Origin of the sequence: Saccharibacillus brassicae, assembly GCF_006542275.1 — a bacterium.
In the GTDB taxonomy this organism is placed as follows: Bacteria; Bacillota; Bacilli; order Paenibacillales; family Paenibacillaceae; genus Saccharibacillus; species Saccharibacillus brassicae.
Genome location: NZ_CP041217.1, coordinates 619,343 through 646,063 on the forward strand (window position 1 = coordinate 619,343; position 26,721 = coordinate 646,063).

At 61.0% G+C, this 26,721-nt stretch carries 22 protein-coding genes; 5 read left to right on the forward strand and 17 right to left on the reverse strand.

Annotated features, from left to right (window positions below):
- Positions 1–7: 7 nt before the first annotated feature.
- On the forward strand, positions 8–1,531 hold the full coding sequence (locus FFV09_RS02440; RefSeq protein ID WP_141446210.1) for a glycoside hydrolase family 32 protein: 1,524 nt from the start codon (positions 8–10) through the stop codon (positions 1,529–1,531).
- Positions 1,532–1,690: 159 nt separating this feature from the next.
- On the opposite strand, the gene FFV09_RS02445 is transcribed toward FFV09_RS02440, so the two are convergent.
- The 3 genes from FFV09_RS02445 to FFV09_RS02455 all read right to left on the reverse strand — a co-directional run bounded on the left by FFV09_RS02445 (position 1,691) and on the right by FFV09_RS02455 (position 5,081).
- Positions 1,691–2,272 (reverse strand): sugar O-acetyltransferase, encoded by a 582-nt coding sequence (locus FFV09_RS02445; RefSeq protein WP_141446211.1) that lies wholly within the window; start codon positions 2,270–2,272, stop codon positions 1,691–1,693.
- Positions 2,273–2,302: 30 nt separating this feature from the next.
- Entirely contained in the window at positions 2,303–3,334 is a 1,032-nt protein-coding gene (locus FFV09_RS02450) for an ROK family protein (protein WP_141446212.1), read from the reverse strand.
- A 571-nt stretch (positions 3,335–3,905) separates the two neighbouring features.
- Positions 3,906–5,081, reverse strand: a complete 1,176-nt coding sequence (locus FFV09_RS02455; RefSeq protein ID WP_170314912.1) for a copper amine oxidase N-terminal domain-containing protein — start codon at positions 5,079–5,081, stop codon at positions 3,906–3,908.
- A gap of 213 nt (positions 5,082–5,294) precedes the next feature.
- On the opposite strand from FFV09_RS02455, the gene FFV09_RS02460 reads away from it, so the two are divergent.
- Positions 5,295–6,401, forward strand: a complete 1,107-nt coding sequence (locus FFV09_RS02460) for a glycerol dehydrogenase (protein ID WP_141446214.1) — start codon at positions 5,295–5,297, stop codon at positions 6,399–6,401.
- Positions 6,402–6,505: 104 nt separating this feature from the next.
- Here FFV09_RS02460 and FFV09_RS02465 read toward each other — a convergent pair whose 3' ends face one another.
- The 11 genes from FFV09_RS02465 to FFV09_RS02515 all read right to left on the reverse strand — a co-directional run bounded on the left by FFV09_RS02465 (position 6,506) and on the right by FFV09_RS02515 (position 20,803).
- Positions 6,506–8,824: a putative bifunctional diguanylate cyclase/phosphodiesterase gene (locus tag FFV09_RS02465; RefSeq protein WP_141446215.1), complete on the reverse strand. Its 2,319-nt coding sequence runs from the start codon at positions 8,822–8,824 to the stop codon at positions 6,506–6,508.
- A 215-nt stretch (positions 8,825–9,039) separates the two neighbouring features.
- Positions 9,040–10,227, reverse strand: coding sequence for a staphylopine family metallophore export MFS transporter CntE (gene cntE / locus FFV09_RS02470; RefSeq protein ID WP_141446216.1), 1,188 nt, complete (start codon positions 10,225–10,227; stop codon positions 9,040–9,042).
- Between the two features lie 21 nt (positions 10,228–10,248).
- A complete protein-coding gene (locus tag FFV09_RS02475; RefSeq protein ID WP_141446217.1) occupies positions 10,249–11,397 on the reverse strand; it encodes a cysteine synthase family protein in 1,149 nt (382 codons plus the stop codon).
- Positions 11,398–11,547: 150 nt separating this feature from the next.
- Complete coding sequence (gene nikE, locus FFV09_RS02480) at positions 11,548–13,182, reverse strand: nickel ABC transporter ATP-binding protein NikE (protein ID WP_141446218.1); 1,635 nt, start codon at positions 13,180–13,182, stop codon at positions 11,548–11,550.
- Between the two features lie 45 nt (positions 13,183–13,227).
- Positions 13,228–14,055: an ABC transporter permease gene (locus tag FFV09_RS02485; RefSeq protein ID WP_141446219.1), complete on the reverse strand. Its 828-nt coding sequence runs from the start codon at positions 14,053–14,055 to the stop codon at positions 13,228–13,230.
- Entirely contained in the window at positions 14,048–15,010 is a 963-nt protein-coding gene (locus tag FFV09_RS02490) for an ABC transporter permease (protein WP_141446220.1), read from the reverse strand. The genes FFV09_RS02485 and FFV09_RS02490 overlap by 8 nt, the downstream gene beginning before the upstream one ends.
- Before the next feature lie 21 nt (positions 15,011–15,031).
- Positions 15,032–16,645, reverse strand: coding sequence for an ABC transporter substrate-binding protein (locus FFV09_RS02495; RefSeq protein WP_141446221.1), 1,614 nt, complete (start codon positions 16,643–16,645; stop codon positions 15,032–15,034).
- A 21-nt stretch (positions 16,646–16,666) separates the two neighbouring features.
- The gene (locus FFV09_RS02500; protein WP_141446222.1) at positions 16,667–17,470 is read right to left on the reverse strand and encodes a class I SAM-dependent methyltransferase; all 804 of its coding nucleotides are present in this window, start codon (positions 17,468–17,470) and stop codon (positions 16,667–16,669) included.
- 22 nt (positions 17,471–17,492) lie between these two features.
- Entirely contained in the window at positions 17,493–18,287 is a 795-nt protein-coding gene (locus FFV09_RS02505; RefSeq protein ID WP_141446223.1) for a Rossmann-like domain-containing protein, read from the reverse strand.
- Positions 18,284–19,546, reverse strand: coding sequence for an ATP-grasp domain-containing protein (locus FFV09_RS02510; protein ID WP_141446224.1), 1,263 nt, complete (start codon positions 19,544–19,546; stop codon positions 18,284–18,286). Before FFV09_RS02510 ends, FFV09_RS02505 begins: the two co-directional genes overlap by 4 nt.
- A gap of 765 nt (positions 19,547–20,311) precedes the next feature.
- Positions 20,312–20,803: a general stress protein gene (locus tag FFV09_RS02515; RefSeq protein ID WP_141446225.1), complete on the reverse strand. Its 492-nt coding sequence runs from the start codon at positions 20,801–20,803 to the stop codon at positions 20,312–20,314.
- Between the two features lie 212 nt (positions 20,804–21,015).
- Here FFV09_RS02515 and FFV09_RS02520 point away from each other — a divergent pair, with 212 nt between their 5' ends.
- On the forward strand, positions 21,016–21,462 hold the full coding sequence (locus tag FFV09_RS02520) for a GNAT family N-acetyltransferase (RefSeq protein WP_141446226.1): 447 nt from the start codon (positions 21,016–21,018) through the stop codon (positions 21,460–21,462).
- 175 nt (positions 21,463–21,637) lie between these two features.
- Here the strand turns inward: FFV09_RS02520 and FFV09_RS02525 are convergent, their stop codons facing one another.
- The 3 genes from FFV09_RS02525 to rnhA all read right to left on the reverse strand — a co-directional run bounded on the left by FFV09_RS02525 (position 21,638) and on the right by rnhA (position 23,604).
- Positions 21,638–22,051 carry a hypothetical protein gene (locus tag FFV09_RS02525; RefSeq protein WP_141446227.1) on the reverse strand — a complete coding sequence of 138 codons (414 nt, stop codon included), beginning with the start codon at positions 22,049–22,051 and terminating at the stop codon, positions 21,638–21,640.
- Positions 22,052–22,075: 24 nt separating this feature from the next.
- Positions 22,076–22,744: a uracil-DNA glycosylase gene (ung, locus tag FFV09_RS02530; protein WP_141446228.1), complete on the reverse strand. Its 669-nt coding sequence runs from the start codon at positions 22,742–22,744 to the stop codon at positions 22,076–22,078.
- A gap of 215 nt (positions 22,745–22,959) precedes the next feature.
- Positions 22,960–23,604: a ribonuclease H gene (gene rnhA / locus FFV09_RS02535; protein ID WP_141446229.1), complete on the reverse strand. Its 645-nt coding sequence runs from the start codon at positions 23,602–23,604 to the stop codon at positions 22,960–22,962.
- A 236-nt stretch (positions 23,605–23,840) separates the two neighbouring features.
- On the opposite strand from rnhA, the gene FFV09_RS02540 reads away from it, so the two are divergent.
- Together FFV09_RS02540 and FFV09_RS02545 are read left to right on the forward strand one after the other, a co-directional pair.
- Entirely contained in the window at positions 23,841–25,688 is a 1,848-nt protein-coding gene (locus tag FFV09_RS02540) for an ABC transporter ATP-binding protein (RefSeq protein ID WP_246098454.1), read from the forward strand.
- Between the two features lie 81 nt (positions 25,689–25,769).
- A complete protein-coding gene (locus tag FFV09_RS02545) occupies positions 25,770–26,630 on the forward strand; it encodes a polysaccharide deacetylase family protein (RefSeq protein ID WP_170314913.1) in 861 nt (286 codons plus the stop codon).
- Positions 26,631–26,721 lie beyond the last annotated feature (91 nt).

Consider the following 26,721-nt stretch of genomic DNA (forward strand, 5'->3'; position numbering starts at 1 on the left):
CATCCCGATGACCGAGTCGCAGCAGTCGCATCGCCGGGCGCTTGAGCGCGCGGAACTTTCAATCGCGGAGCAGCAGGCGGCAGCCGCCGCAGATCCGTGGAGATTGCGCTACCATATCGCGGCGCCCGCTTACTGGATCAACGATCCGAACGGCTTTTGCTTTTTCCGGGGCGAGTACCATCTGTTCTACCAGCATCATCCGTTTTCGCCGCAGTGGGGTCCGATGTATTGGGGTCACGCCAAAAGCGCCGACCTGGCGCATTGGGAACATCTGCCGATCGCGCTCGCGCCTTCCGAAGACTACGATGCCGACGGCTGCTTCTCGGGCAGCGCGATCGAAAAAGACGGCCGGCTGTGGCTGATGTATACGGGCAACCGCTGGACCGGCCCGGATCGGGAAGCGGACCTGCTTCAGGTACAGGCGTTGGCGGTCAGCGACGACGGAACGACTTTTGAAAAATACGCGGGCAATCCCGTCATCGCGGAAGCGCCGGCCGGGAATATTCACCCTTTCCATTTCCGCGATCCGAAAGTATGGGAACATGAAGGCGCTTACTACTGCGTGCTCGGTTCACGGACGCCGGACCATCTCGGACAGGTGCTGCTCTACCGTTCGGACACTCTGACAGACTGGTCGTTCGTCGGAATCATGGCAGGCGGCCGGGAGCCGGCAGGCAAACTGGGCTATATGTGGGAATGCCCGGATCTGTTCGAGCTTGGCGGCGTCCACGTGCTGGCGTTCTCGCCGCAGGGCGTCGCCCCGGACGGCGAATCGTACCTTAATCTGCATCAGGCAGGTTACGTGCTGGGCACGCTGGATTACGGGACCGGCACGCTGGAACACGGCGAATTCCGAACGCTCGATTACGGCTTCGACTTCTACGCGCCGCAGACGACGCTCGACGATCGCGGACGCCGCATTCTGATCGCCTGGATGGCGATGTGGGAAAGCGGCATGCCGGAGCAGGCGCGCGGCTGGGCGGGCGCGATGACGCTGCCGCGCGTGCTGACGCTCGAACACGGGCGGATTGCGGTCCGGCCGGCGCCGGAGCTTGAGTCGCTGCGCGGCGCAGAAACGCGGTACGCGGAAGAGACGATCGCATCCGTGGCCGCGGACGGCCTGCTGCGCGGCCGGGAATTCCCCGGCGTCTCCGGCGAATGCGTCGAACTGGAAGTCGAATTCGAGGCGGGCACGGCGCCTGTGTTCGGCATTGCGCTGCGAATCGGCGAAGACCGCGGCGAGCACACGGTGCTGGCGTACGCCCGGGACGAGGAGCGGTTGATCCTCGATCGGGAGCGCTCCGGCGCCGGGCCCGGCGGGGTACGCCGGGCGCCGCTTGCGCTGCGGGAGGAACGCCTGCGGCTGCGGATCTTCGTCGACCGGTCTTCGGTCGAGGTGTTTGCCGGGGACGGCGAGCTGACGATGACGGCCCGGATCTACCCCGATGCCGCTTCGACCGGCATCGCGTTTTTCGCCGAGGGCGGCGAGGCGAAAATCTTGTCGCTGCGGTGCTGGCCGCTGGACCGCTAAGGGAACGCCAAAGCGCCGGTCCCGCTTGGCGGCGCGGGAGAGCCGGCTCTCCCGGACTTGTCGCAGACGAAAAAGGCGCGCGGAACTCCCGCGTGCCTTTTCCGTCTGTTTTTTAACCGCTCGCCTGGGCCCGTCTGCCCGGTTCTGCCTACGGATGCTTTACGCCGGGCGCTCGCCGACTGGAATCTCGCGGATAATCCGCGCCGGATTGCCGCCGACGATCACATTCGCCGGCACGTCCTTCGTTACGACGGCTCCCGACGCGATGACCGCGTTGTCCCCGATCGTAACGCCGGGATTGATCACCGCGCGGCCTCCGATCCAGACGTTATGCCCGATCGTGATCGGCTTGCCCAGCTCCGGTCCCGCGATCCGCTCGTACGGATCGATCGGATGGGTCGCCGTGTACAGGCTGACCCCCGGCGCGAGCATGCAGTTGTCTCCGATACGGACCTCGCACACGTCGAGAATGGTGCAGTCGAAGTTGGCGTAGAAATTTTCGCCGACGTGAATGTTGGACCCGTAATCGACGCGCAGATTGGGCTCAATACCGAAATTGGCGCCTGTCGAACCGAATAGTTCGCGGATGATTTCGGCTCGAAGCGCTTCTTCTTCCTCGGTTGTCGCGTTATACTGCCGCACGAGCCGGCGGGCGCGATTGCGTTCGTTCGTCAGTTCCTCGTCCCAGGCTTTGTACAGTTCTCCCGCCAGCATTTTTTGTTTTTCCGTACGCTGCGTCATCTTCATACTTCCTTTCCGCTTTCCGTGATCTTAATGTTTGTTTTCTACCAACTTGAACGAATACGACAGACTCTCCAGCGTCATCGCGATCAGTCCCTGCATATACGGCTCTTCCGGCGTTTTCACAAACGTCAGCTCCGGCATATGTTCGGCCGGAATGACGGTCAGGCAGAGTTCCCGGATCGCCGGCATATCCGCCGCGTCGACCTGATCGCCCATCAAGGCGATCAGCCGCGGATTCACGATCGCCGCCAGACTCGCCACGGCATGCGCGGCAAGCGGCACGAACGTTTCTTTGACGTTCAAGCGTTCAAACTGTTCGTCGCGCGACATGCCGAACGGCAGAAACGAGACTTCCCCCGCGAAACGACTCGCGCCGCGGTGAATCCGTCCGTCGATCATCAAGCCCGCGCCGGGAAAACAACCCGGTACGAAGATCATCGCCGCAGCCGTTTCCGGTTCTGCCCACGGCTGCTGCCCGTACAGACCGTACACGGTCAAATTCATATCATTTTCCACCGTGACTTTGACGCCGTATTTCTGTTCGATGCGCTGCCCTAACGGAACGCCGATCAGTTCGGCCGCGTCGCAGATATTGATCACGCCTTCGTGCACCAACCCGGGGATGCCGATGCCTACCGCTTTGATCTGGGCGTACCGCGACAGCAGCGCGCCGATGAGCGTATCGATAGCCGCTTCGTCGAGCGCGTCCACTTCTTCGGCGCGGCGTTCCAGAATGCGGCCGAACGAATCGGCGACCGCGTAGAGAAGCGTCGGTTTTTCTTTTTCATACATCGCACAGATACAGGCCGCATGCGTATGATCCGCGTTATAAACGTAGCGGCGCGCCCGGCGTCCTCCACTCGACTGTTCCGGTTCGTCTTCCAGCGCTTCCCCGCTCTCCAGCATCTCGCCCAGCAGCGTGCCGCAGGTAGCTATGCTCAGCCCGGTTATCTGCGCGATCTGCGTCTTGGTGCCGGACCCCGCATTCCGCAGCGCCTGACGAACAGCTTCTTCGTTCATTTTCTTGACCTTGATCGAACTGTGCGCAGCAGGCTGCATGAAGAGTCCTCCTTTGCTGAATGCAACTTTTGATAATACTTGTCGAAAGTAGAATCATAAGTATCAGTATACGCGTTCTAGGTTGCGGCGTCTATTATTAGAGAAAGTTCTTTTAGGGCGGGCATTCGATACCTTTTCGCTTGCTTCTGCAGAATTTTGAAAAAGAATGAACCCTGTACTGAGAGTACGGATGCGGCAGACCGACGATATCCGGCATTCATGCTGGACATCTACCTGTAATCTTCGTATGATGTTCCCATCTTTGATTCGCCAAGGGCGAATCGGCCGTATCCGGACGGCGATTGATCCGCCCTTCTTTTCCTGTATCCGAATGATCATCGGCCTCCTCCTTGCGGGGAGGCTTTTTCGTCGCGGCCTCTGCCCGCTTCCGTTTTGAACGGATCAAAAAGCCGGTACCCGTCCCTTTTCGGAACGAATACCGGCCTATCCGGGCTTGTATTCAAGTGCTCAAGCGAGCGGAGCGGCTTAGGCAATTCGGCCTGAAGCACATACGGCATGGAGGCTAGGCGTCCGTATGCGTCCCTATACCGCCCCCCGTTTTCCATTTCGCTTACGACGGCTTCAACGTATAACTGACTTTGAATTCGCGGCCGAACTGGTCCGGTCCGGAAGCAATCTTTTTATACGTGAAATCCAGCCGATTGCCTTCCTGCTTCACGAAGCGGAGTCTGGACTGCAGCAGCACCCGTTCGCCGACGTCTGTCGTCACTTCGTCCCATTCCGCCCGCTCACTTTGTCCGAGCAGCGTTTTGTACAGCAGCGACGAGCGGCCCGTGTTCAGGTCGATCACGGTCGGCTGAAGCGTGTCGAACGCTCGCACGAGCAAATAATCGGCCGTGACCGATTCGACGATAAAAGGTCCGGTCTGCTTCGTCAGCTTCGCCAGATCGTAATCCGCCGCGGCCCGGCCGCCGGCGCCCACGACCTGCACCGTCCGGCCGTCGCTTACGTAGGCGCGCTGTGCCGGGAGCGTTTTCGGTCCGAAGACGTCGGTGTTGTACATGCCGGAATACCGATAATGCGCCTGCTTCGTCACTTTCCCTTTTTGCACGACGAACTGGAACCGGTTATGCACCGTCTGCGACGAAGCGACGTATTCCCGTCCGACCGAGAGCAGGTAGGAACCGCTGCCCAGCGCCCGCACGTCGACCGTTCCCCAATCGAGCCCCGAGACGTTGGCGCCTGCGAGCTTTTTCGGAGCGCCGGCTTCCAGCGAATAGACATCTCCCTTGGCAAAAGACACCCAGACCGTCTGTCCGCCTTCCGAGTGGATCACGTACCGGCCGGGGTCGCTCAGCGTCACCGTTTTGGCTTCGGCTTTCCAGCCGCTTTTGCTTTTGAGAGCCGATGCAAGCGCTTGAACCGGCACGTATACCTGTCCGTTCTCGACAAACGCCGCGGCTCCGATTTTGACGCGTTTTCCGTCGATGTCCGCTTCCGCCCGGCCCAGCGTCATCTTCAGCATCGTATCCGGGCGCAGCAGCGTGACGAGTTTCGAACCACGGTTGTAGTCGACCCGGAAGCCGAGCCGCTCCGACGCCGCCTGGACCGCTATGTAAGTCCGTCCGCCGCGGATCTCCACTTCTCCGCCCTGCGCCGTTCCTCCGTTGATCGACAGCGACGGTGCCGCCTGCGACGCCGCTTCGACTTCGACCGGCAGCAGCGGCGAGATCAGCAGGCTGCCTGCCAACAGTCCCACGATCCATTTATACGCTTTGTTTTTCATCCCAAAATCCCTCCGATTTCTCATTTCACTTGTTTGTCTCTCTTGCACACATCCCTAAGACGCACGAAGAGGCGCAAAAGTTTACAAATGAGCGCATGAGCGCACCTTTTTTTGGAAAAGGTTTGTCGAGTCGCGAGGGGGTTTTTTCGGGTAATGGTGTCGGGTAAGGTTGTCCATCCGAGGCAGCCGCTATTCGAAAGGAGCTGGACATCAATGAGCGAAAAAGTATTTATTAGCCCCGGCAAATACGTACAGGGCAAAGACGTCGTAGACAAAGCGGGCGAATATGCCAAATCGTTGGGCCGATCGGCGCTCGTCATCGCGGACAAAATCGTCTGGCCGATCGCCGGCGACCGCGTCGCGAACAGTCTTGAAGCAGCCGGCATTTCGACCAAGCGGGCCGAATTCCAGGGCGAAGCTTCGCGCGGCGAGATCAAGCGGATCGCCGAACTCGGCGAAGGCGTCGATCTCGTCGTCGGCGTAGGCGGCGGCAAAACGCTCGATACGGCCAAAGCGGTCAACGACGTGCTCGGCGCCGCCTGCGTGATCGTGCCGACGACCGCTTCCACCGACGCACCGACCAGCGCTCTGTCCGTGCTGTATACCGACGAAGGCGCTTTTGACGCCTATTCGTTCTATAAGAAAAATCCCGACCTGATCCTCGTCGATACGCGGGTCATCGCCGGCGCTCCGCCGCTGTTCCTCACTTCGGGCATCGCCGACGCGCTCGCCACGTGGGTGGAATGCCGTGCCGTTATCGAAGCGAGAGCGACCACGATGGCCGGCGGCCTGACGACGCTCGCGGCGGAAGCGATCGCGCGCAAATGCGAAGAGACGCTGTTCGACTACGGGCTGCTCGCCTACGAGTCGGTCAAACGCAAAGTCGTGACGCCGGCGCTGGACGCGGTCATCGAAGCGAACACGCTTCTCAGCGGACTCGGCTTCGAAAGCGGCGGACTCGCCGGCGCGCACGCAATCCACAACGGCTTCACCGTGCTCGAAGGCGATATCCACCATATGACGCACGGCCAGAAAGTGACATTCGGCACGCTCGTACAGCTCGCGCTCGAACGCCGTTCGCTGCAGGAAATCGAACGTTATATCGATTTCTATCTCAAGCTCGACCTGCCGGTCACGCTCGAAGATCTGCACCTCAAAGACGTGTCGAACGAAGATCTGTACCGCGTCGCCGAAGCTGCCACGAAGGAAGGCGAGACGGCGCACAACCTGCCGTTCCCGGTCACCGCGGGCGACGTGCTCGATGCCATCCTCGCGGCCGATCAATATTCGCTCGCTTACAAAGCGAAGATCGGACGCTGACGCACCGGATGCTCCGTATTCGCATCAACGCCAAAGACCGCTCCCCGTGGGGAGCGGTCTTTTTGGGCCGGACAGAGCCGGAATTGCGCGGCAGCAGACAAGCCTCAGTCCGCCCCCGTCGTCAGCGGATAGCCTTTGAGCCTCAGCCGCTGCTCCAGCGCTTCCGCCGGCAGCGGACGGCTGAGGTAGTAGCCCTGCACTTCGTCGCAGCCTGCCGCGCGCAGGAATTGGAGCTGGTTCTCCGTCTCCACGCCTTCGGCCAGCACTTCCATGTTCAGGCTGCGGCCGATCGCGATGATCGCCCGCACCATGTCTCCGCGCTCGGCTTCGACGTCGATACCGTCGACGAAAAAGCGGTCGATCTTGAGCAGATGCGGCTCGAACGTGCGCAGGTATTTCAGCGAAGCATAGCCTGTGCCGAAATCGTCGATCGCGAGCTTGATGCCCCATTGACGCAGCAGACGCAGCTGGGAAGACACTTTCTCCACATCCCGGATCGCAAGCGACTCGGTCACTTCAAGCGTGATCTGCCGGGCGTCTACGCCTGTCTCGCGCAGCGTGTGCAGTATTTTTTCCACGAACAATTCGTCCTGGAACTGGTACGGCGAGACGTTGATGCTCATGCGCAGCGAACCGAAGCCCGCTTCGGCCCAGGACACCTGCTGCCGGCAGGCCGTCTTCATCACCCATTCGCCGATCGCGATGATCATGCCCGTCTCTTCCGCCACCGGAATAAACTCGACCGGGGACACGCTGCCCAGCACCGGATGGTTCCAGCGGATCAGCGCTTCGACCCCCACGATGCCGCAGTGCTGGATATTTTGCTGAAGCTGGTAATGCAGCGAGATTTCGCCGCGTTCGATCGCGCCGCGCAGTTCGTTTTCCAGCTCGACTTTGTACGCCAGCCGTTCGCCGAAGCACGGTTCGAAAAACAGACTCTTTTGGTGCCGGTTTTTCTTCGCTTCGTGCATGGCCATGTCCGCGCTGCGCATCAGCTCGTCCGCCGTCGAGCCGTCGCGGGGATACAGCGCCACGCCGATGCTGGCCGACACGTAGAGCATCGTCCCGTTCAGCGCGAGCGGCTTCTTGAACACTTCTTCGATCGCGGCGATCGTCCGGTACGCTTCCACTTCGCCTTCCAGCGGATCGACGAGCACGGTGAATTCGTCGCCGCCCTGGCGGGCCAGCAGGCGGGAAGATGGAATATATTCGCGCAGCCGATCCGCCACGACCTGCAGCAGCAGGTCGCCGACCGTATGGCCCATACTGTCATTGACGTGCTTGAAGCGATCCAGATCGAAGAACAGCAGCGCCAACTGTCCGCTTTCCCGTTCGGCCCGCTCTACCGCTTCGTTCAGCTCGGCATCGAATTTGCGGCGGTTGGGCAGTCCGGTCAGCGGGTCGTGGCTCGCTTCGTGCTCTTTGATCTCCACGGTGTGGGTCAGGCGGTTGAGCAAATAATCGTTCTCGACAAAAGTCAGGATCAACCGGGCGATAATGAGCAGCACCGCAAACGCGCTGCCCATGACCATGACGTTGAATTCGGCCAGTTCGTCCAGAATGATCGCAAACAGCGCCACGAGGCTGACGTAAGGCAGCAGCCGGCGCAGCCAGCCCAAGCGGCTTGCGAGCAGCGCCGACATCCGGCGCGGTCTTCTCGTCTGCCGTCCGGTGAGCGATTCGAGCCCGGCCGACGTCAGCAGCAGGGTCGAAGCGGTCCACGTCGCGTCGACCGGGCTGCCGAGCCAATACATCCCGTGCAGCTGCATGTACAGATACGTCGAATCGCCGAGCGCAAGCAGCAGCACCCCGGCCAAAAACATCGCATCCGTGCGGCTGCTTCCCATCGATTGGTTGGCGAACAGCAGCAGGCTGAGCAGAAACAAAATGCCGAGATCCATAATCGGATAGCACAGGTTCAAAAAGGCCGGCAGCCAATGCTCCTGCTGCATCGACGTATGAAACAGCGGCGCGATAATGAGGCTCCAGCTGAATACGGCCGTCGTCGACATGAAGATCGACGCATCCAGGAAATACTGCATCAGGCGCAAACTTTTGAGCCGCTGATGAACGAGAACGAGCAGGCCGACGAACAGAAAAACTCCCTGCGCCGCCCAAAACAGATCGGTGATCCCGGGCGAAGGCAGCGTCATCCGGTCGAGCAGCGTATCGGCGAGCATCAGCAGCAGCGAAGTCAGGTAACACACGCTGCTGCACAGGACGAAACGCCAAAACAACCGGTTTTTGGACTGGGGATGGCGCGTCACCCGCAGCATCAGCAGCGTGCAGGCCAAAATGGGAAAAATATTCAAATGTCCGATCCATGTCAGCGCGGTCTCGTTCTCTCTATAGAGGTTCGACAAGATGAAATGGAGAACGAGGTATCCCGCAGCTATTGCATAAAAGATTCGTTTGGATTTCATTTTTGCGGCCTCCGGGGCGATAATAAAGATATTCCTTATATCGGTAGCCAGCTAACAGTCGCTTAGCCATTTTTACTTTTTATGTAATAAATTATTTCCTGTATCCATTTTTAAGCGTTAAAAAAGGCCCGGCAGCGCTGCCGGGCCTTTCTGTGTTCGAATGCAAGCCGAAGCTCCTGCCGACCTGTGCTCGCTTTGCGCGGAAAAGGGGTTCGTCACCGCACGCGGCTCCGGTATCCTTTTTCCGCGCCGAGCAGAAGCAGCAGCAGCACGGCGCACGCGCCGTACATGCCGGAGTACGACAGCCGGTCCGCGACCGGCCCCATCGCCAGTCCGCCGAGCGAAATGCCCAGATCCGCCGAAGCGATAAACAAACCGAGCAGCATGTTGCGGGAAGCTTGCGGAAGCGCAAAAGTGAGGTATGTCGTCAGCGAAGGATACAGCAGCGCCTGGGCCACTCCCATCAAGGCCGCGGCGGCGTAGAACGCGGCCGGGCCGGCCGATTCGGCGGCGGCCAGCAGCAGAACGGCAATCCCCGCCAGACCTACGACCCCCTGAACGAAGCGGGGCCGCCAGATGCCGTCCGAAGGAATCCGTTTGCGCAGCGCAAACCGGGCGGCGACGATGACCGCGGCCTGGATCATCATGTAGAGGCCCGCATTGCCGCAGACGATCTCTGCCGCATACAGCGGAACGAATACCGTCACGGCTCCGAACACGACGGAAGTGCCGAGCATCAGCAGGGTGCAGAGCGCAAGCGGCGGGATCGTAAATATCTGGCCAAAAGAGTGCCAAACGCTGCCCGGTTCCGCTTGTCCTTCTCCCCCGCTTGCAGGATTTCCGGGCGAGCGGATCGGCGTTGTGAAGCCGAAGATTCCCGTCCCGACCGCGATTAAGACCATCACCGCGAAAAAGGCGTTCATGTCTCCCCCGTTCCACAAGGCAAGCGCCAGCACCGGTCCGATAATGCCCGGCATGTACGTGAACAGCGAGTAGAGCGAGATGCCCTGCGACCGCTCTTCGTCGGACAGCGAATCGATGATCGCGATTTGCAGCGCCATCGAAAAAAACGCCGTGGCGATTCCCTGCAGCAGACGCGCCGCGAGAAAACCCAAAAGGCCCGTCAGCGGATAGAGCAGCAGCGCGAAGCCGTTGACCAGCAGCAGCACGCGCAGCACCCGGGACGCTCCGTGACGCTGAATGATTTTTCCCGCCAACGGGCGAAAAAACATGCAGGTCAGCATGTAAGCGCCCATAATCCAACCGATCGCCGCGTTGCTGGCCCCGATCGCCTCGCTTCTCAGCGGCACGATAACGGCCAGAATCGAGTTGGCGCTGAAAAACAAAAACGCCAGGCCGTACAGACGGATAAACGTCCAGGAAGTCGCGCGCGAAGACTTCAAAAGGTCACACCCTCCATTTCGTCAATCCAGAAAAGCGGCCGCGGGCGAGCGTCTGGCCCGGATCATGTCGTGCACATGCAGTTCGGCGTTCGCAAGCAAAGTCGCCTGCGGAACGTCCAGCGTCTCGATCAATCCCATCTGCTCGTTGGCGCATTCGCCCGGCGATTCGCTCCACGGCTTCAGCTGCCGGGCGATCTCGCGCACGTCTTCAAGGCTCGCCGTCGTCGAAAATCCCTGGCTTCGCATCCACTCGTCATTGAACAGCGTCCCGATGTACCGGTCTCCGCCGTCGGACACCATGCTGACGATCCGGCGTTCCGGCCCCCACTGCTGGGCCAGCTTGAGCGCGACCAGCGCGCAGGCTCCGCTGGACGGTCCCATCAGGATGCCTTCGTGGCGAGCGAACGCCCGGGCGGCCACGAAAGCATGCTCGTCCGAAATTTTGTAGGCATAATCCAGATTCGACAAGGTCAGGTTGACCGGCGTCCAGCTGAGCCCGACACCGGGCGTACGATAGGCGTTGGCCTGCCCGCCGAAGATCGTCGAGCCGACCGCGTCCACGCCGCAGATTTGCGCCTGCGGCGCGTACGTTTTGAGAAAACGCGAGATGCCGCCGAGCTGGCCGCCCGTGCTGACCGCCGCGACGAACGCGCTCAGTTCTCCCGGACACTGCTCCAGAATCTCCCGGGCCGTGCTGCGGTAATGCGCTTCCTGATTCAGCCGGTTGAAGCATTGGTCCGGCCGGTAAGCCCCTTCGATCTCGCGGGCCAGCTTGTTCGCCAGCGCGATGCGCGTTTTGTGGTAGCTGCCGCTGTCGTCCTGCTCCGTGACGACGATCACTTCCGCCCCGAACCCTTGGATCAGGGCGAGATTGGCTTCGGTCGTCTTGGGGTCTACCAAGATGAGGACCCGGTACCCTTTGGCGGCTCCGATCATGGCCAGCGAGATGCCGAAGTTGCCGCTGGACGATTCGATCAACGTGCCGCCCGGCTTCAGCCAGCCCCTTTGCTCGGCCGTCTCGACCAGATAGAGCGCCGCACGGTCCTTAATGCTGCCTCCCGGGTTGTAGCGCTCGTACTTGAACAGGACCTGCGCTTCTTCGGGACGGTTCAGGCGGGCAAGCGAAATCAGCGGGGTCTGTCCGATCGTTCCCAAAATCGTGGAGCTCATGGCGTATCCTCCTCGGGTGCGAACTCTGAAGCGAACTCTGAAGCGAACTCTGATATGAACTCTAATATGAACTCTAATACGAACTCTGAAGCGAAAACCCGTGCAGCCTTGATGCAAAATCCGGCGCGAACTGAACGGTACGTCAAAGCTTTACTTCCTGTAGGCCGAAGTCGGCCGCTCTTCTTCTGCCGGGAAATCGGCGCCGCGCAGCAGCAGGCGGGTATGTTCATGCTCGCCGCGCAGCAAGCTCCGGCCCGGCAGCTGCTCGATAAAGCGTCCTTCGTGCATGACGGCGATCTGATGACAAAACGCGCGCAGCACCTTCACGTCATGGGAAATCATCAGGATCGAAAACCCGAACTGGCGATGCAGGCGCTGCAGCAGTTCCAAAATTTGCGCCTGTACGCTCATGTCGAGCGCCGAAACGGCTTCGTCGCAGATCAGAATCTCCGGCTGCAGCGCCAGAGCGCGCGCAATCGCGATGCGCTGGCACTGCCCCGTGCTGAGCTGCGGCGGCCTGCGCCGCTGGGCAGACTCCGGAATGCCGACTGCGTCCAGCAGGAAGCGGGCCCGCTCAAGCCGCTCCGAACGGCTGCCGACGCGAAAGACATGCAGCGCGGCCTGCACAAGTTCCAGCGCGCTGACGCGCGGATTCAGACTCGCCCGCGCATCCTGGAACACGAGCTGGACATGCCGGGCCAGGCGGCGCCTGGCTCGCCCTGTCGCGTGGGTAATGTCTTCGCCGCGCAGCCGGACGGTGCCGGCATCCGCCGAATCCAGTCCCACGATGCAGCGAACGAGCGTCGATTTGCCGCAGCCGCTTTGGCCGAGAATGCCGACAATTTCCCGTTCGTGCAGCCGCAGGCGGACTCCGCTCAACACCCGCTGCCCCGGTCCGTACGATTTGGCCAAATCGTGCACGTCCAGCAGCGGGTTCTCCCCGTATGCGGGAGCACCCGAACCGACCGCTTCCGGCTGCGCGGTCGGCGTACGGGCATCCAGCAGCTGCCGCGTGTATGCATGCTGCGGCCGCGCCAGCACCTGGGCGGTCTCTCCGCGTTCCACGATGCGGCCTTCGTGCAGGACGAGGACGCGATGGCTCAGCGCCTGCGCAAGCGCAAGGTCGTGCGTGATCAGCAGCACCGTCAGATCCAGTTCCCGCTGCAGGTTGTGCAGCAGGTCCAGCACTTCCCGCTGGTTCACCGTATCCAGCGCCGAAGTCGGCTCGTCCGCGATCAGCACCTGCGGACGCAGGCAGAGCGCAAGCGCCAGGCAGACGCGCTGGCACATGCCTCCGCTCAGCTCGTGCGGATACGACCGCAGCACTGTGGCCGGGTCCGCAAAACCGAGACGCGACAACCAATCCGCGCCGATCACCAATGTCTCTTCTTTTTCGGCCAGCCGATGCGCCCGCAGCGTCTCGCGAAAATGTTCGCCGATCCTCATCATCGGATTCAGCGCCAATCGCGCATCCTGAAACAGCATGGCGATACCGCGCCCGCGAAGCTTGGCCCAGGCCCGTTCCGGCCGCGCGAGCCGGATCGCCGGATGCCCTTCCAGAACCAGCGTGCCGGACGCGACGGACGCGGAAGGCGGAAGCAGGCCGAGCAGCGCTTTGGCGATCGTCGATTTGCCCGATCCGCTCTCGCCGAGCAGGGACACGATTTCGCCTTCGTACATCGTGAACGAAATCGCTTGGAGTACCGTCTGCCCTTTTTTCTCAGACCGGTACGCAATTTCCAGATTGTCGATTCGAAGCTTCTCCTGCTTGTCCGCGATTTCCATGCCTCCTCTGGTCTCTCCTGTTCACGTGCCCGTTTTCTTTTTCGCTCATATCCGGTGTTTCTCGTAAGGATCGATCACGTCCCGCAGTCCTTCGCCGATACAGTTGAACGCCAGCACCGTCAGCACGATGAACAACGCCGGGCCGAGCAGCACATGCGGAGTCGTCATGAAATGCGCGCGCCCGTCGGCCAGCATGCTGCCCCATTCCGGCGAAGGCGGCTGGGAGCCCAGTCCGAGAAAAGACAGCGCCGCTATGCCCAAAATCAGGCTGCCGAGTTCGAACGTGGCCAGCACGAGCACCGGACCGAGCGCCTGCGGCAGCAGCTCCGTGCGCAGGATACGAACAGGCGAAGCGCCCAACACCCGGGCGGCTTCGACGGCCGTGCTTTTCTTCGCCTGGATCACGATGCTGCGCGTCAGGCGCGCAAAACCGACCCACCACAGGATCACAACGGCCAGCAGCAGATGCGCAAGGCCCGTGCCGAACAAAGCCGCGATCACCATCGCGAACACCATGAACGGAAAAGCCAGCAGCACGTCGATGATCCGCATCAACGCGATATCGAGCAGCGAACCGTGAAGCAGGCCGGCCACGGCACCGAGCACCAGGCCGATCAGCAGCGCCGAACCGAGCGCAAGCCCGCACGAGACCAACGTCGTCTGACCGCCGTGCAGCGTACGGGCTAGCAGATCGCGCCCGAACCGGTCGGTCCCGAGCGGATGTTCCGGACTCGGCCGCTCCAGACGCGCGCCTGCGTTCATCGCCAGCGGATCGCCCAGCGGCAGCCACGAAGCGGCGAAGATCGGGACAATCAGCAGCACCAGCAGGAGCAGGCCGAAGATCAGCGTATAAGACGCTCGCCGGCTATTCATGCGCTCCCTCCTTGTGCGGACGTGCGACGCGCGGATCGAGCCAGGCGTACAGCCCTTCCACGATCAGGTGAATCCCGACGACCGACAACACCGTGACCAGCGCGTAACCTTGCAGAGCCGGGTAGTCTTTGTTCAGAATGCCGTTTAAGGCGTATTCGCCAAGTCCCGGCCACGCGAACAGACTCTCGATCACGACGGCCCCGCTGACGTAAGCGGTGAGCGACAGGCCGATCAGCGTAATCGTCGAGAGCAGCACGTTGCGCATGGCGTGACCGACGACGCGGCGCGTGCCGAGTCCCCGCGACAGCGCGGACTGGACATAGACCTGCCCCAACTCGCTGAGCAGGTTGGCGCGCACGACGCGGATCATCTGCGGCGCTCCGAGCAGCCCCATCGTCAGCGCCGGCAGCCACAATCGCGACCAGCCGGCTCCGCTGCCGATTTCGTACAGCTCAAGCTTGACGGACAGCAGCAGGAGCAGCAGCAGACCGATCACGAACCCGGGCACGGAAGCCAGCAGCACGCACAGCAGCCGGACCAGCGTATCGGTCAGCGTCCCGGCACGCAGCGCCGACAGCATGCCGACCAGCAGCCCGATCCCGACCTGGATCGTAAGCGCCGTGCATGCCAGAAGCAGCGTCGCCGGCCAGCGTTCGCCGATCTCGGCAGACACCGGCCGCTGCGTATAGAACGAAGTGCCCAGATCCATGCGCAGCAGGCTGCCCGCCCACGATACGTATTGACTGAACAGACTTCCGTTCAAGCCCAGCTCGCCCCGCAGGTCGCCCACCATCTTGGCGTACGTGTCGGCGTCCACCGCGATATCCAGCGTTCGGCCGATCAGAAGCTTGGCCGGATCGCCCGGCGCGAGGCGGATCAGCGCGAACAACACGATCGAAGCGGCAAAAACGGTAATACACGTCTGCAGAAGCGTAAGCAGCAATCGCCTTCTCATCAGCGTCCGCCTCCTTTGCCGTTACGGAGACACAAATTTCAGATTTGCGTTCACCAAATTTTCGAACGGACGGAAATGGTCGACGAATCCTTCCAGATTCCGGCTGACGGCCGTCACCTGCGGACGCGGATACAAGCTGATGACCGGCGCCTGTTCGGCGATATAGGCGTTGGCTTCGAGCGCCCGCGCATGGCGCGACGCTGCGTCGGTCGCCGCTTCCAACCGCTCCAGCAGTTCGTTTGCTTTGGCGTCGTCGAAGCCTCCGTAATTGCCGCTGCCTTCGGGCGCGTATTGGCCGCTCAGAAGCGTATGCGGCTCGCCGAACGTGCTCCACGCTTCGATAAAAGCGTCCCATTGGCCCGTCTCGCGCGCGCTCTCGATCAGGCTGTAATCGCCGTGCCGGATATCGGCCTGAATGCCGAGCTGCGTCCACTGGTACTGCAGCGTCTCGCCGAGCGCACGATCGCCGCCCCACGTCATCAGCGTCAGGGTGAACGGTTCGCCGTTTTTGGTGCGCACGCCCGAGCCGTCGAGCGTCCAACCGGCTTCGTCGAGCAGCTTCCCTGCACGCTCAAGATCGAACTTGGCGTATACCGCGTCCCGCGCTTCGGCAAATGCCGGATTGGAACTGAGCCACGTCGTTACGGGAAAGCTCTGCCCTTCCGCCGCCTGCAGAATCAGTTCCTCGCGATCGATCCCCCAGGACAGCGCCTGCCGGACCCGGACGTCCCGGAATTTGTCCTGCTTCAAATTCAGGTACACGGTCTGCGTATTGGAAGCGGGCACGGTCGAAAGCTTCACCTTGTCTTCCGCCTGCAGCTGTTCGATTGCCGATACCGGCATCTTCTGCGCGATATGGCTGCTGCCGCTCAATACGGACAGCATCCGCGTCTGCTCGTCGGCAATCTGCTCGTGCACGACGCGGGCAATCGCAGGCTTTTCGCCCCAGTACTCGTCGTTGACGGCAAGTTCCATCCGCTTCTGCGGTTCGAAAGCGGTCACTTTGTACATGCCGGACAAGTCCATCGTGCCTACGGCGTCGTGAGCGGCTTCCGCGTTATGGATCAGCGTCTGGTACGAAGACAGACTCAGCGGCACGTCCATGTTCGGATGCGCCGTCTTGACCTGCAGCGCGGCGTCGTCCGTGACGGAGAACGTCAAATCCTGAATGTACGGCACGACCTGCTTGTCGAGCTTGCGCGAACGTTCCAGCGAAGCGACGACCGCCGCGGCATCGACCTTTTTCCCGCTCCAGAACTTCGCTTCCGGCTTGAGCGTGATCTTCCATGTCTTCGCGTCGACCGCTTCGGCGCTTTCTGCCAGCACGGGCTGGATCTTCCCTTCGGGATCGGCTTTGAACAGCGTCTCGCCCGCGCCGATCGCGATCAAATAGCTCGACGTGAGCGGCTGTACCGGATCGAGCGCGGCCGCGATTTCCTGATCGGCGATGATCAGCTCCTGCGGAACTTTCTCCCCGGTATCGGAAGCTTCGCCGCCTGCCTCGGCTTCCTTGGACGCCGGCGCCGCTTCGGCCCGATTAGGAGCGGCCTGCTCGTTCGCCGCCGGCGCGCCGCACCCTCCCACCATGATGAATCCTATTAACAGCAGCGGGTAAAAAAACTTTTTTCTATGCATATCGCGAACCTCCAACTTTATTCATATGGCCTGCGCAAGCAGTTGAAGCCTTCTGCCCTGCATGCTTTTCCCAAAAACGAGCGGTTGATCTTGTTCGAACGCTCCGATATGCGGCGCAGGCTGATCGAACAGCTCGATCAGGCGGAAGCCGGACTCGGTCAAATACCGGACAAGTTCCTGCGGAAACAGCAGCCGATGCTTCAGATGTTCCGCGATCGGCTCCTGCCCGTCGAATTCCCAGCTGTAATCGCGCAGCAGCAGCTGATTCGGCAGGTCGATCGAAAAGCGCGTGCGCAGCGTCACTCCCTGCTCCCCGTGCATACGCCGGTCGATCAATTCTTCCTCCAGCCAGCGCTGCCCTTCGCGGGTGAGGAAAAACGCCGCGTTGCGCATATCCAGATACAGCAGGCCGCCTTCCTTCAAATGGTTGCGGAAGCAGCCAAGAGCAGCGCGTACGTCGTCGTTCGTAAAATTGTACAAAAACGTGCTGCCCACGCAGGTGAGCGCATCGAATTGCTCGTTCAGCTCGAAACGTTCCTGATCTCCGCGCACGAAAGACCGTTCGGGATACTTCTCTCTGGCCCAGCGCAGCATTTCCTCCGACTGGTCCAGCCCCGTCACGTCGTACCCGGCTTCGCTGAGCCAGTCCACTTCCCGGCCCGGTCCGCAGCCGACGTCCAGCACTTTCGGTCCCGAGTCGTATTCGCGCAGCAGCTTGTCAATAAACTGCGCCATGCCGAAATCTTCTTCTCCGTTAAAAGTCAGGTACAGCGACGGACGGGTGTGCAAAAAATTGTCGCGATCCGAATTAAGTGACGCCGACATGAAGTTCCTCCTCCTTCAAACCTCAATGATAGATAAACAGTTCGGAAGCTCCGCCGCTAAACTGCGTAAACGGAAACGGTTCGGCCACGACGCTCCGCACGCCTTCGCCCACGAACCGTGCGGCGATGGCGCTGCCGGTCTGGGCGTAGACGGTCAGCGGTATTTCGCGTTCCCGGACCTTGTGCACGATCAGATCGAAGCTGCCGTTGCTCAGCGTCATGCCCGTGCAGATGACGCTGTCGGCCTGCTCCAGCACGACGTGCATGTCCGGCTCCACGCGCTGTCCGCTCTGCGTGCGTTCCAGCTGCAAATCGCAGGGCAGGCAGATGCCTCCGCGCCGCTCGATCGCTTCGATCAGCGGATTGACGACGCCGATCAGCGCGACGCGGCTGCCGGGCGCGATCCGCGCCGTATCGGCGACGCAGGCGTCGCGCAGCAGCGCCTTGTCCAGCGGAGTACCGGCGGGAATATGCGCCACTTCCCGGCAGGCGCCGTGATGCGGCCGCACTGCGGCCAGATAGGCGTCCATCGCCGCCACGCGCACCGGCAGGCGATCATCGCGCAGCAGCTCCGCCACGGAGCGGCCGGAGCATTCCTCGGCCGCGTCCGCGGAGAGCTGCCCGGGCGTATGCGAGCATGCGCCAAAAGCTTCTCCCACCCGCAGCAGCAAATAGTGATTCCGGTATTTCACGGCAGAACCGGGAAACTGAGTCGTCTGGTAGATACTTACCGCGCCGGTCGCGGACACCGATGCGGGATCGGCGCCGAGTTCTCCCCGCAGAACCGCTTCCTGCAATGCGTTCAGGTTCAGGTTCATGGCGAGACTTCGCTCTCTGCCGCGTAACGAAGCCGGATACGCGACAGCGCGTCTTCGGCGTAGCTTCTGGCCTGCCGCCCTTCGCGATCGATCGCGACGACGTGGCCCAGATAGCACGCATTGTCGATCGGCGCTTCCACGAAGCGGGACTCGCAGTCCGCGAACTGGAACCGGGCGAGGCGGGCATCGTTCGCCAGTTCTTCCGTTCCTTCCAGGTGCTCGATCAGGCCCCGCTTCGGCGGAACGAGGAACGCGATCGCGGCGCTGCGAACGCCCCGGTCCTGCGTGTTAAGCACAGGCTTGCAGCCGAGCGCCAGATCGACGAACACGTCCAGCAGATCGAGTCCGGTGACGTGATGCACGAGTTCGACGATGTAATTGCCGGCCGTTCTCGGATTGATCTCGACGATGCGCGGACCGTCCGCCGTCAGCATCACTTCGGTATGCGCGATGCCGTGGTCGAAGCCGACCGCTTCAAGCGCGCTTTCGACGAACAGCCGCACTTCCCCGGCTGTCTCTTCGCTCAGCTGCGCCGGGAACATATGTCCGTTCTCGATAAAATAAGGCGTCCCGGTGACCGACTTGTCGGTAATGCCCAGCGTATGAATCTCTCCTTCGCAGCAGACGCTCTCCACGCTGACTTCGCTGCCTTCCATAAACGCTTCCAGCAGCATGCGGCGATCGCGTTCCTGATCCCGGAAGTTGAGCGGGAAGTTCTCGAGGGCCGCATAGGCCATATGTAATTCCTGCGCGTCCCGAATAAGGTTGACGAACGCGCTGGACGCCAGATCGACAGGCTTGGCGACGAGCGGATAGCCGATCTCTTCGGCCGCCGCCCGCGCTTCTTCCCACCCGCGCACGATGCGGTAGGACGGATTGGCAAGCCCCGCCCGATCAAGCGCTTCGCGCATCCGGTATTTGTTCCTGACCTGCCCCACCGCGGCGGGAAACGGACACGGAAGCGACAGCGCCTGCGCCACGTCCTTGACCGTATCGATATAGTAATCGCACACCGTAATGACGCCGTCGAACGCGTAAGGCCGCAGCTTCTCGATCAGTTCGGCCGTATCGTTCGTCTCGGCGATCAGCACTTCCTGCGCATGCGCGAGGACCGGATGCGGCGATTCGCTGCCGTCTTCCCCGTAATGGCCCGGCCTGCGGGTGACGAACGTGTACGTGTGGCCTCTTTCTTCAAGCAGCACAGGCAGCAGCCTGCCGCTCGCTCCGACCCAACTCTCGATCATCAATAAATGCGCCATACTTCTCCCCCTCCTTTTTCGTAACGATTACGATTATACACTATACACCATTCATTTATTTGTCAATAGATCCATATCGCTAAAAAAGACGCATAAATTGTTTGCTGCTTAACGAAAATCCGGGACTGTATCCGTATATGCCCTGCTTTGCAAATCTTCCGCTTTTCCTGCTCCGCTTCCCGCTGCCTGTTTCTTGCTTCCTGCTTTCCTGCCTGCTTCCTGTTCCTGCTTCCTGCTTACTCTACGCGCTCCTGCGTGCCTTTCGCGGCGCTTGCCGTCGAGGCTCAACGAATCGTAGTATCGCTATTTGCCCGTTTTTCGCTTTTTTGCCTATCTAACGAATCGTCATATCCTTATTGAGCGCTGGAAGGCGGTTTAAGGCGGATTTGGGGCAAATAGCGTGATGACGATTCGTTAAAATATGAAAAATCGAGCCGGAGCGAAAATAGCGGGTCAGGGTTCGTTAGCGTAGGGCGGGGAGGCGGCGGGAGAGTCCGGTTTGGCGCAAAGCGGCAGGCGGGAAAAGGCAGATCGCGGACACGGGGATTCGTTGGAACGCCCCTGCGTGCGGGAAAGTCCCGTGTGGCGCAAAGCGGCAGGCGGGACAAGATACCCCCCACAATGGACACCGCCTACGGACTCCAGCCGCAAGCGAAGCCCATTCGATCCGGGATCGATGCGGGATCGCGAACGGCAGCAAAAAAGGCCTTTTCCCGGAAATCCGGAAAAAGGCCTTGATGGATCTGATGCTGAAGTTGCAGGGTCTTACTCGCTCGTATTGGCACTTGTGCCCAGAATGCTGCGAATCGCGCCCAGGTCGCCGGCCGTTTCTTCCAGCAGAAGCAGCAGCGAACCGGATTGTACGGCCACGTCGTACTTCTTGGCTTCTTCCTCGCTGAAACCGAGGGCCGTGAAGTCTTCGCTCCAGCCGTTGCCGCCGTAATACGTGTCCGAGCCGATGAACTTGTGCGCCAGCTGGCCTGCCGCCACGTAAGGGCCGACGTTCGTGAACTCGCTGCCTTCCGATCCGCTGAACGTGTCGCGAATGCTGTGCAGGAACCCTTTCGACTCTTCGGGCTTCGTGTTGGATTCCGGCGATTTGAGGTTGGTATCTTCGCTGATCTCTTCGATATTTTGAGGGTCGCGGCCGATTACCGTAATGCGATCGTTTCCGATTCCCTGCGCTTTGAGCTGGTGGATGGCATCAAGTGCCGCCTGTTCGGTCGAAAATACGCCAACAATCGTTCGGTTAGTCATATTAGAATCCTCCTGTATGGTCCTGGTCTTGATGGAAGTCCGCTTGGCTTCCTTCTCTTTTTCCTATTAACCGAATCCGGGCCAGGTTAACCGACTTTCCGACTTGAGACCCGGTCCGTCCCGCTCCGCGCATAGATATTCGACGCCGGCTTGGTTATAATTAAGATTCGAATCGCGGACCGAACCGCGAACTATAGAAGGAGGACTTCCCTGTGGAAACCCTACAAGCCTTATCGATCGAAAACGAAGACCAGCTGCGGCGCTGCCTTGCCGTGCGGCGGGAAGTCTTCATTGAAGAACAGAACGTGCCGGAAGAACTGGAAATCGACGAATACGACCGGATCGGCTCGTCGGCCGGGCACGTCCTGCTGACAGCCGGAGACGACGATGCGGCTGCCGGACGCTTCACGCCTTACCGCGGCGGAGCGGCCAAAATGCAGCGCGTGGCTGTTCGTTCCGCGTACCGCGGCCGGGGCCTCGGGCGGGTGCTGATGGAGGCGCTGGAACAGGCCGCCCGCCGCGCAGGCTTCCGCAGCGTCGTGCTGGACAGCCAATGTCACGCCGAAGGCTTTTACACATCGCTCGGCTATGTCACCGTTCCCGGCGAACCGTTCTACGATGCCGGCATTTTGCATGTGCGGATGGAGAAGACGCTGTAGCGCCAAAACGCCGGCAGCGGGTTCTGCTTCCCCGCCTGCCGATCGCACGGCCTGTCCGGCGCGAACCGGACACCCATGCAAAAAAAGGCCGGGACTTGGCGTCCCGGCCTTTTTGTCGTTCGCTGCTTGCGGATCATCCCCGGAAGGAACGAACGTACCGTTCGTTGCTTGCGGTCTATCCCCGGAAGGAACGAACGATAAAGCGATGCTCGCGCTTGTCGAGCACGGCGCCGTCTTCGAGCGTCACCGTCTGATCGTTGTGCTTGACCAGGCGGGTGCTCGAAGCCAGCAGTTTATCTCCCTGCCAGACCATCACGGCGGAGTTGAACAGGATCGCGTGCTCGAATTGGCGCATCGTCTTCATAACGTAGCCGATCGCGTTCGGGCGTCCCGCAGCCCGGCGGACCTCCTGCGGAAGAACGGCGATTTCCCGGATCGACATGATGTCTTTCATGCCGATTCGTACGCCTCCGGGGCTGAGGACCACGTACTGCTCTTTGTCGTTCCAGCGAATCAGGGTCCCGTAGCGCTTCGTCTGATACGGTCCTCCGTTGTCGACCACGACTTTTTTGCCTACCCAATGTTTCAAAGCGCGCACCTCCGGGCAGCCGCTTTACAGCGGCGGTATTTCCCAATTTATCGGCTGGATGCCGTGTGTTTCCAAATAGGCGTTCGTTTGCGAAAAAGGCCGGCTGCCGAAAAATCCGCCGCGGGCCGACAGCGGGCTCGGATGAACCGATTTGAGCACGTGATGACGCGACGCGTCGATCAAAGCTTCTTTTTTCTGCGCGTGGGCGCCCCACAAAATAAAGACGGCCGGCTGTTCCCGTTCGCCGATCGCCCGAATCACCGCGTCGGTGAAACGCTGCCATCCCAGCTTTTGATGCGACGCGGCCTGCCCTTCCCGCACCGTCAACACGGTGTTGAGCAGCAGCACGCCTTCTTCGGCCCAATGAATCAGGTATCCGTGGTCCGGGACCGGGACACCGAGATCCGAAGAGAGTTCTTTGTACATATTTCTCAGCGAAGGAGGGATCTTGACCCCCGGCAGAACGGAAAAACTCAACCCGTGGGCCTGCCCCTGCCCGTGGTAAGGGTCCTGACCGAGAATGACGGCCTTGACGGCGGCAAACGGGGTCAATTTCAAGGCCTGAAACAAAAGCGGCTCCGGCGGATACACGGTATGGGTCCGATATTCTTCCTCGACCCGCTGCATCAACTCCCCGAAATACGGTTGATGGATCTCTTCTTTCAATACCTCGTCCCAATCGTTGCCAAACATTCGTTTCGCTCCTTTCCAAAATTTTCTATGAAAGCCCGAAAGAAGGACGTCCGGCCTTCATTACCCCAAAACGCTCCCGACGCTTCGGACGCCTCAAAACGTTCAAAAAGCCGACTCTCGCGCGAACAAGAGCCGGCCTGGCGATCCGGTAAACGTTAGCAATTATACTAGCACGTTTGGCGGTAAGGCGCAATTTGAACCGTGCGGCGCGGCGCTTACTTGCGGCCGTAATCGGCTTTGATTTCGCCCCAGTCCCGCGTTTCCCATTTCATGATTTTGGTCCGGTACGGATGCGTCTCCAGCCATTCGACCGCCCGATCGACGAGCGTCCAGATCTCTTCGGTCGATTTGTCGCGCGGAAGCGTGGACGATACCCGGCGCTGCTTGACCCATTTGATCGCGTTGACCGAGTCGCTGTAGACGGACTTGCCGCTGCCTTCGCGCTCGATATGGGCCAACGCGTGCACGATCGCCAGAAATTCGCCGAGATTGTTCGTTCCTTTGGCGACCGGCCCGTGCGAGAAAATCACTTCTCCCGTCGCGGTATCGACGCCTTTGTATTCGACCGGCCCGGGATTGCCCCGCGTGCCCACGTCGACCGAGATGCTGTTGTAGTCGATCTCGCTTTTCGGGACGGCGCCGGCTCTCGGACCCGCCGTTTTTTTCGCGGTTCTGGCGGCGCCGGACCTTATGTACGGCTTGGCGCCGCCTGCGTAAGCGGCTTCGGCCGCGCTTTTCGATTCGAACGACTTATACCGGGCGCCCGGATATCCGTCCACCTGCGCTTTGCATTCCGCCCAGGTCGCATAAATGCCGGGCTGCTTGCCTGTCCAGACGACATAATACTTTGACTTGCCCATACGCACCTCCAGCCTCTGTCGGCCCGTTTTTGTGAAACACTTCATTATAAGGGATGTTTTCGTCCAAATGCAACCGGAGAAGAAGACGGCGGGCCGGAAATATAGCGTTGGAAAAAAGGGCTGAAAAACGCGTTCGGCTTTTGCGCCCCACTCTTGTATACACTTGTATACATCCACTTCTTATGTTAACCTATTTACATAATGATCGGTTTATTTTACCGCAAAGGAGCTGGTTCATGCCTATGTCCAAAATGGGAACGCCCGCCATGGGACGCATGAAGTTCGACGAAAACCTCGAAAAACCCGATCTGTCGCCCGCCATGCTGCGCCGGATCGCGGCTTATTTTATTCCTTACCGCAAACGGACGCTTGCCGTGCTGGCCGTGCTCGTCGTCACTTCGCTGCTCGGCCTGCTGCCGCCTCTGCTGATCCAGCAGATCGTCGACCGGGCGCTGCCCGGCAAAGACATGCGGCTGCTCTCGTGGCTCGTGCTGGCTTCGCTCGGAGCGACGATCGCGTCGGGCACGCTCGGCGTGCTGCAAAGCTATCTGAACACGTATATTTCGCAGCATATCGTATACGACATGAAGAACAAAATGTACCGCCATCTGCAAAGCCTGCCGCTGTCGTTTTTTTCCAACGTCAAGCAGGGCGAAGTGATTACCCGCATGACGAGCGATATCGCGGGCATTCAGGGCGTGTTCAGCGGAACGCTCGTCAGCTTCGCCAGCAACGTGCTCATTCTCGGTTCGACGGCGGTTACGCTGTTCATCATGAATTGGAAACTGGCCCTGCTCAGCCTGTGCGTGCTTCCGCTGTTCGCCGCGCCTACCCGCCGCATGGGACGCGTCCGCTGGAAATTCGCCAAGCAGACGCAGGAGAAGCTCGCCCAGCAAAACCGGATCGTCGAAGAAACGCTCGGAATCAGCGGCTATCTGCTCATGAAGCTGTTCGCCCGCGAATCGCGCGAATACGAAAGCTTCCGCGAAGCGAACGCGGAGACGACCCGGCTGCAAATCCGCGAAGCGACGGCCGGACGCTGGTTCATGATGCTCGTCGGCACTTTCGGTTCGATCGGCCCGATGCTGATCTACCTGTACGGCGGCTACCTGTTCATTCAGGGCGAGCTCACGGTCGGCGCGATCATCGCTTTCGTGGCGCTGCTCGGCCGCCTGTACGGTCCGGTCGGCCAACTGACCAACCTGTACGTCGATATCAAGCGCTCCGTCGCGCTGTTCCAGCGCATTTTCGAATATTTCGATATCGTGCCGGATATCGCGGACGGTCCGGACACTCTGCCGCGCTATGCGGACAACGGCTCGGCGAACCTGCCCGAAGCCGCGGATGGCGGCATCGAATTCCGCGGCGTCGGCTTCGCCTATCGGCCGGACAAGGCTGCGCTGCGCGGCATTTCTTTTGCGGCCCAGCCCGGCACGATCACGGCTCTGGTCGGCCCAAGCGGCGCGGGCAAGACGACGATTACGCAGCTCATTCCGCGCCTGTACGACGTGGGCGAAGGCCAGGTCTTGATCGGCGGCGCCGACGTGCGGTCGCTGACGCTGGAATCGCTGCGCTCGAATATCGGGCTTGTGACGCAGGATACGTACCTGTTCAACGGCTCGATCCGCGAGAACCTGCTGTACGCGGACGAGAGCGCGGACGAACAGCGTCTGATCGCCGCCTGCCGGGCCGCCTACATCCACGATTTTATCGAGGGACTGCCGGACGGCTACGATACGCTTGTCGGCAACCGCGGCATCAAGCTGTCCGGCGGCGAAAAGCAGCGGATCGCTATCGCGCGGGTGCTGCTCAAAAACCCGCCGGTCGTCATTCTCGACGAAGCGACGTCGGCGCTCGACACCCGCTCGGAACATTACGTGCAGCAGGCGATGCAGTCGCTGCTGCGCGGCAAGACCGGTATCGTCATCGCGCATCGGCTGTCCACCGTACGCGGCGCGGACCAGATTCTCGTCGTGGACAACGGAACGATCGCGGAGCGCGGCCGGCACGAGGAACTGCTGGCGCTCGGCGGACTGTACAAAGAGCTGCATGACAAGCAGTTCGCGGCCCGGGAAGGCACTTAGACGGCGGACTTCCCTGTTCCCGCCAACGCGCCGCCGGCTTCGGCCCGAAACCGATTATTCATCAGACCTGGAGGGATGATTATGCTTACGTTAGAAAACCGGTACCAACACCGCTTCCTGATCGTGCATGCCGACGATTTCGGCATGTGCCATTCGACCAACCGCGCCATCGTCGAGCTGTGGGAGCGCGGCGCCATCACTTCGACGACGCTGATGGCGAACTGCCCCTGGGCGCTCGAAGCGGCGGCCGCCGTCTCGTGGGACCCGCAGCTGGACGTCGGCGTCCATCTGACGTCGACCAGCGAGTGGGAGCTGTACAAATGGGGACCGCTCCTGCGCCAACCGGGCGCGGAGACGCTGACGGACGCCCTCGGTTATTTCCCTGCCGACACCCGGCATATGCCGGAAGTGGACGCCGCCGCGCTTCGCGCCGAGCTGAACGCCCAGATCGCGTTCGCCAAGACGATCGGCATCGATCCGACGCATCTGGACAATCATATGGGCAGCCTGCGCGGCGCCCATCACCGGCTGCTGATCGAGCTTGGTGCGGAGCACGGGCTGCCGGTTCGCTTCTCCGAATATCCCGACTATGCGAGCGGCGACGAAGCGGAGATCGCCGCGCTGTGCCGGCAGCTCGGCGTGCTGCATCCCGACCGGGTGATCGGCCTGCCGTTCACCTACGCCGACGAAGAAGATTACGGCTTCGCCCGGGAACATGTGCGGTCCCTGCTGCGCGACCTGCAGCCGGGCGTGACCGAGCTGCTGTTCCATCCGTCGCTGGAGACGGACGAACTCAAAGCCATTACCGACAGCTGGCCTTACCGGCTGTACGATTACCGGCTGTTCCTCGATCCCGAAGTACGCCGCGTCCTCGCGGACGAGAGCATCGAGCTGATCGGCTGGCGCGAACTGCGCGAGCTTCAGCGCGCGGAGGTGCGCTGAGGACGGAGCGGCGACGGCCGCGGCAACCTCGCGGCACGGATAAATGGAAAAAGAGTCGGTCCCGACGGGACCGGCTCTTTTTCCTCTATGC

What these genes read in the sequence shown, in the direction of transcription:
- FFV09_RS02440 (WP_141446210.1), top strand. Translation starts at nt 8, where the DNA reads ATGACCGAGTCGCAGCAGTCGCATCGCCGGGCGCTTGAGCGCGCGGAA.
- FFV09_RS02445 (WP_141446211.1), bottom strand. Translation starts at nt 2,272, where the DNA reads ATGACGCAGCGTACGGAAAAACAAAAAATGCTGGCGGGAGAACTGTAC.
- FFV09_RS02450 (WP_141446212.1), bottom strand. Translation starts at nt 3,334, where the DNA reads ATGCAGCCTGCTGCGCACAGTTCGATCAAGGTCAAGAAAATGAACGAA.
- FFV09_RS02455 (WP_170314912.1), bottom strand. Translation starts at nt 5,081, where the DNA reads ATGAAAAACAAAGCGTATAAATGGATCGTGGGACTGTTGGCAGGCAGC.
- FFV09_RS02460 (WP_141446214.1), top strand. Translation starts at nt 5,295, where the DNA reads ATGAGCGAAAAAGTATTTATTAGCCCCGGCAAATACGTACAGGGCAAA.
- FFV09_RS02465 (WP_141446215.1), bottom strand. Translation starts at nt 8,824, where the DNA reads ATGAAATCCAAACGAATCTTTTATGCAATAGCTGCGGGATACCTCGTT.
- FFV09_RS02475 (WP_141446217.1), bottom strand. Translation starts at nt 11,397, where the DNA reads ATGAGCTCCACGATTTTGGGAACGATCGGACAGACCCCGCTGATTTCG.
- nikE (WP_141446218.1), bottom strand. Translation starts at nt 13,182, where the DNA reads ATGGAAATCGCGGACAAGCAGGAGAAGCTTCGAATCGACAATCTGGAA.
- FFV09_RS02485 (WP_141446219.1), bottom strand. Translation starts at nt 14,055, where the DNA reads ATGAATAGCCGGCGAGCGTCTTATACGCTGATCTTCGGCCTGCTCCTG.
- FFV09_RS02490 (WP_141446220.1), bottom strand. Translation starts at nt 15,010, where the DNA reads ATGAGAAGGCGATTGCTGCTTACGCTTCTGCAGACGTGTATTACCGTT.
- FFV09_RS02495 (WP_141446221.1), bottom strand. Translation starts at nt 16,645, where the DNA reads ATGCATAGAAAAAAGTTTTTTTACCCGCTGCTGTTAATAGGATTCATC.
- FFV09_RS02500 (WP_141446222.1), bottom strand. Translation starts at nt 17,470, where the DNA reads ATGTCGGCGTCACTTAATTCGGATCGCGACAATTTTTTGCACACCCGT.
- FFV09_RS02505 (WP_141446223.1), bottom strand. Translation starts at nt 18,287, where the DNA reads ATGAACCTGAACCTGAACGCATTGCAGGAAGCGGTTCTGCGGGGAGAA.
- FFV09_RS02510 (WP_141446224.1), bottom strand. Translation starts at nt 19,546, where the DNA reads ATGGCGCATTTATTGATGATCGAGAGTTGGGTCGGAGCGAGCGGCAGG.
- FFV09_RS02515 (WP_141446225.1), bottom strand. Translation starts at nt 20,803, where the DNA reads ATGACTAACCGAACGATTGTTGGCGTATTTTCGACCGAACAGGCGGCA.
- ung (WP_141446228.1), bottom strand. Translation starts at nt 22,744, where the DNA reads ATGTTTGGCAACGATTGGGACGAGGTATTGAAAGAAGAGATCCATCAA.
- rnhA (WP_141446229.1), bottom strand. Translation starts at nt 23,604, where the DNA reads ATGGGCAAGTCAAAGTATTATGTCGTCTGGACAGGCAAGCAGCCCGGC.
- FFV09_RS02540 (WP_246098454.1), top strand. Translation starts at nt 23,841, where the DNA reads ATGCCTATGTCCAAAATGGGAACGCCCGCCATGGGACGCATGAAGTTC.
- FFV09_RS02545 (WP_170314913.1), top strand. Translation starts at nt 25,770, where the DNA reads ATGCTTACGTTAGAAAACCGGTACCAACACCGCTTCCTGATCGTGCAT.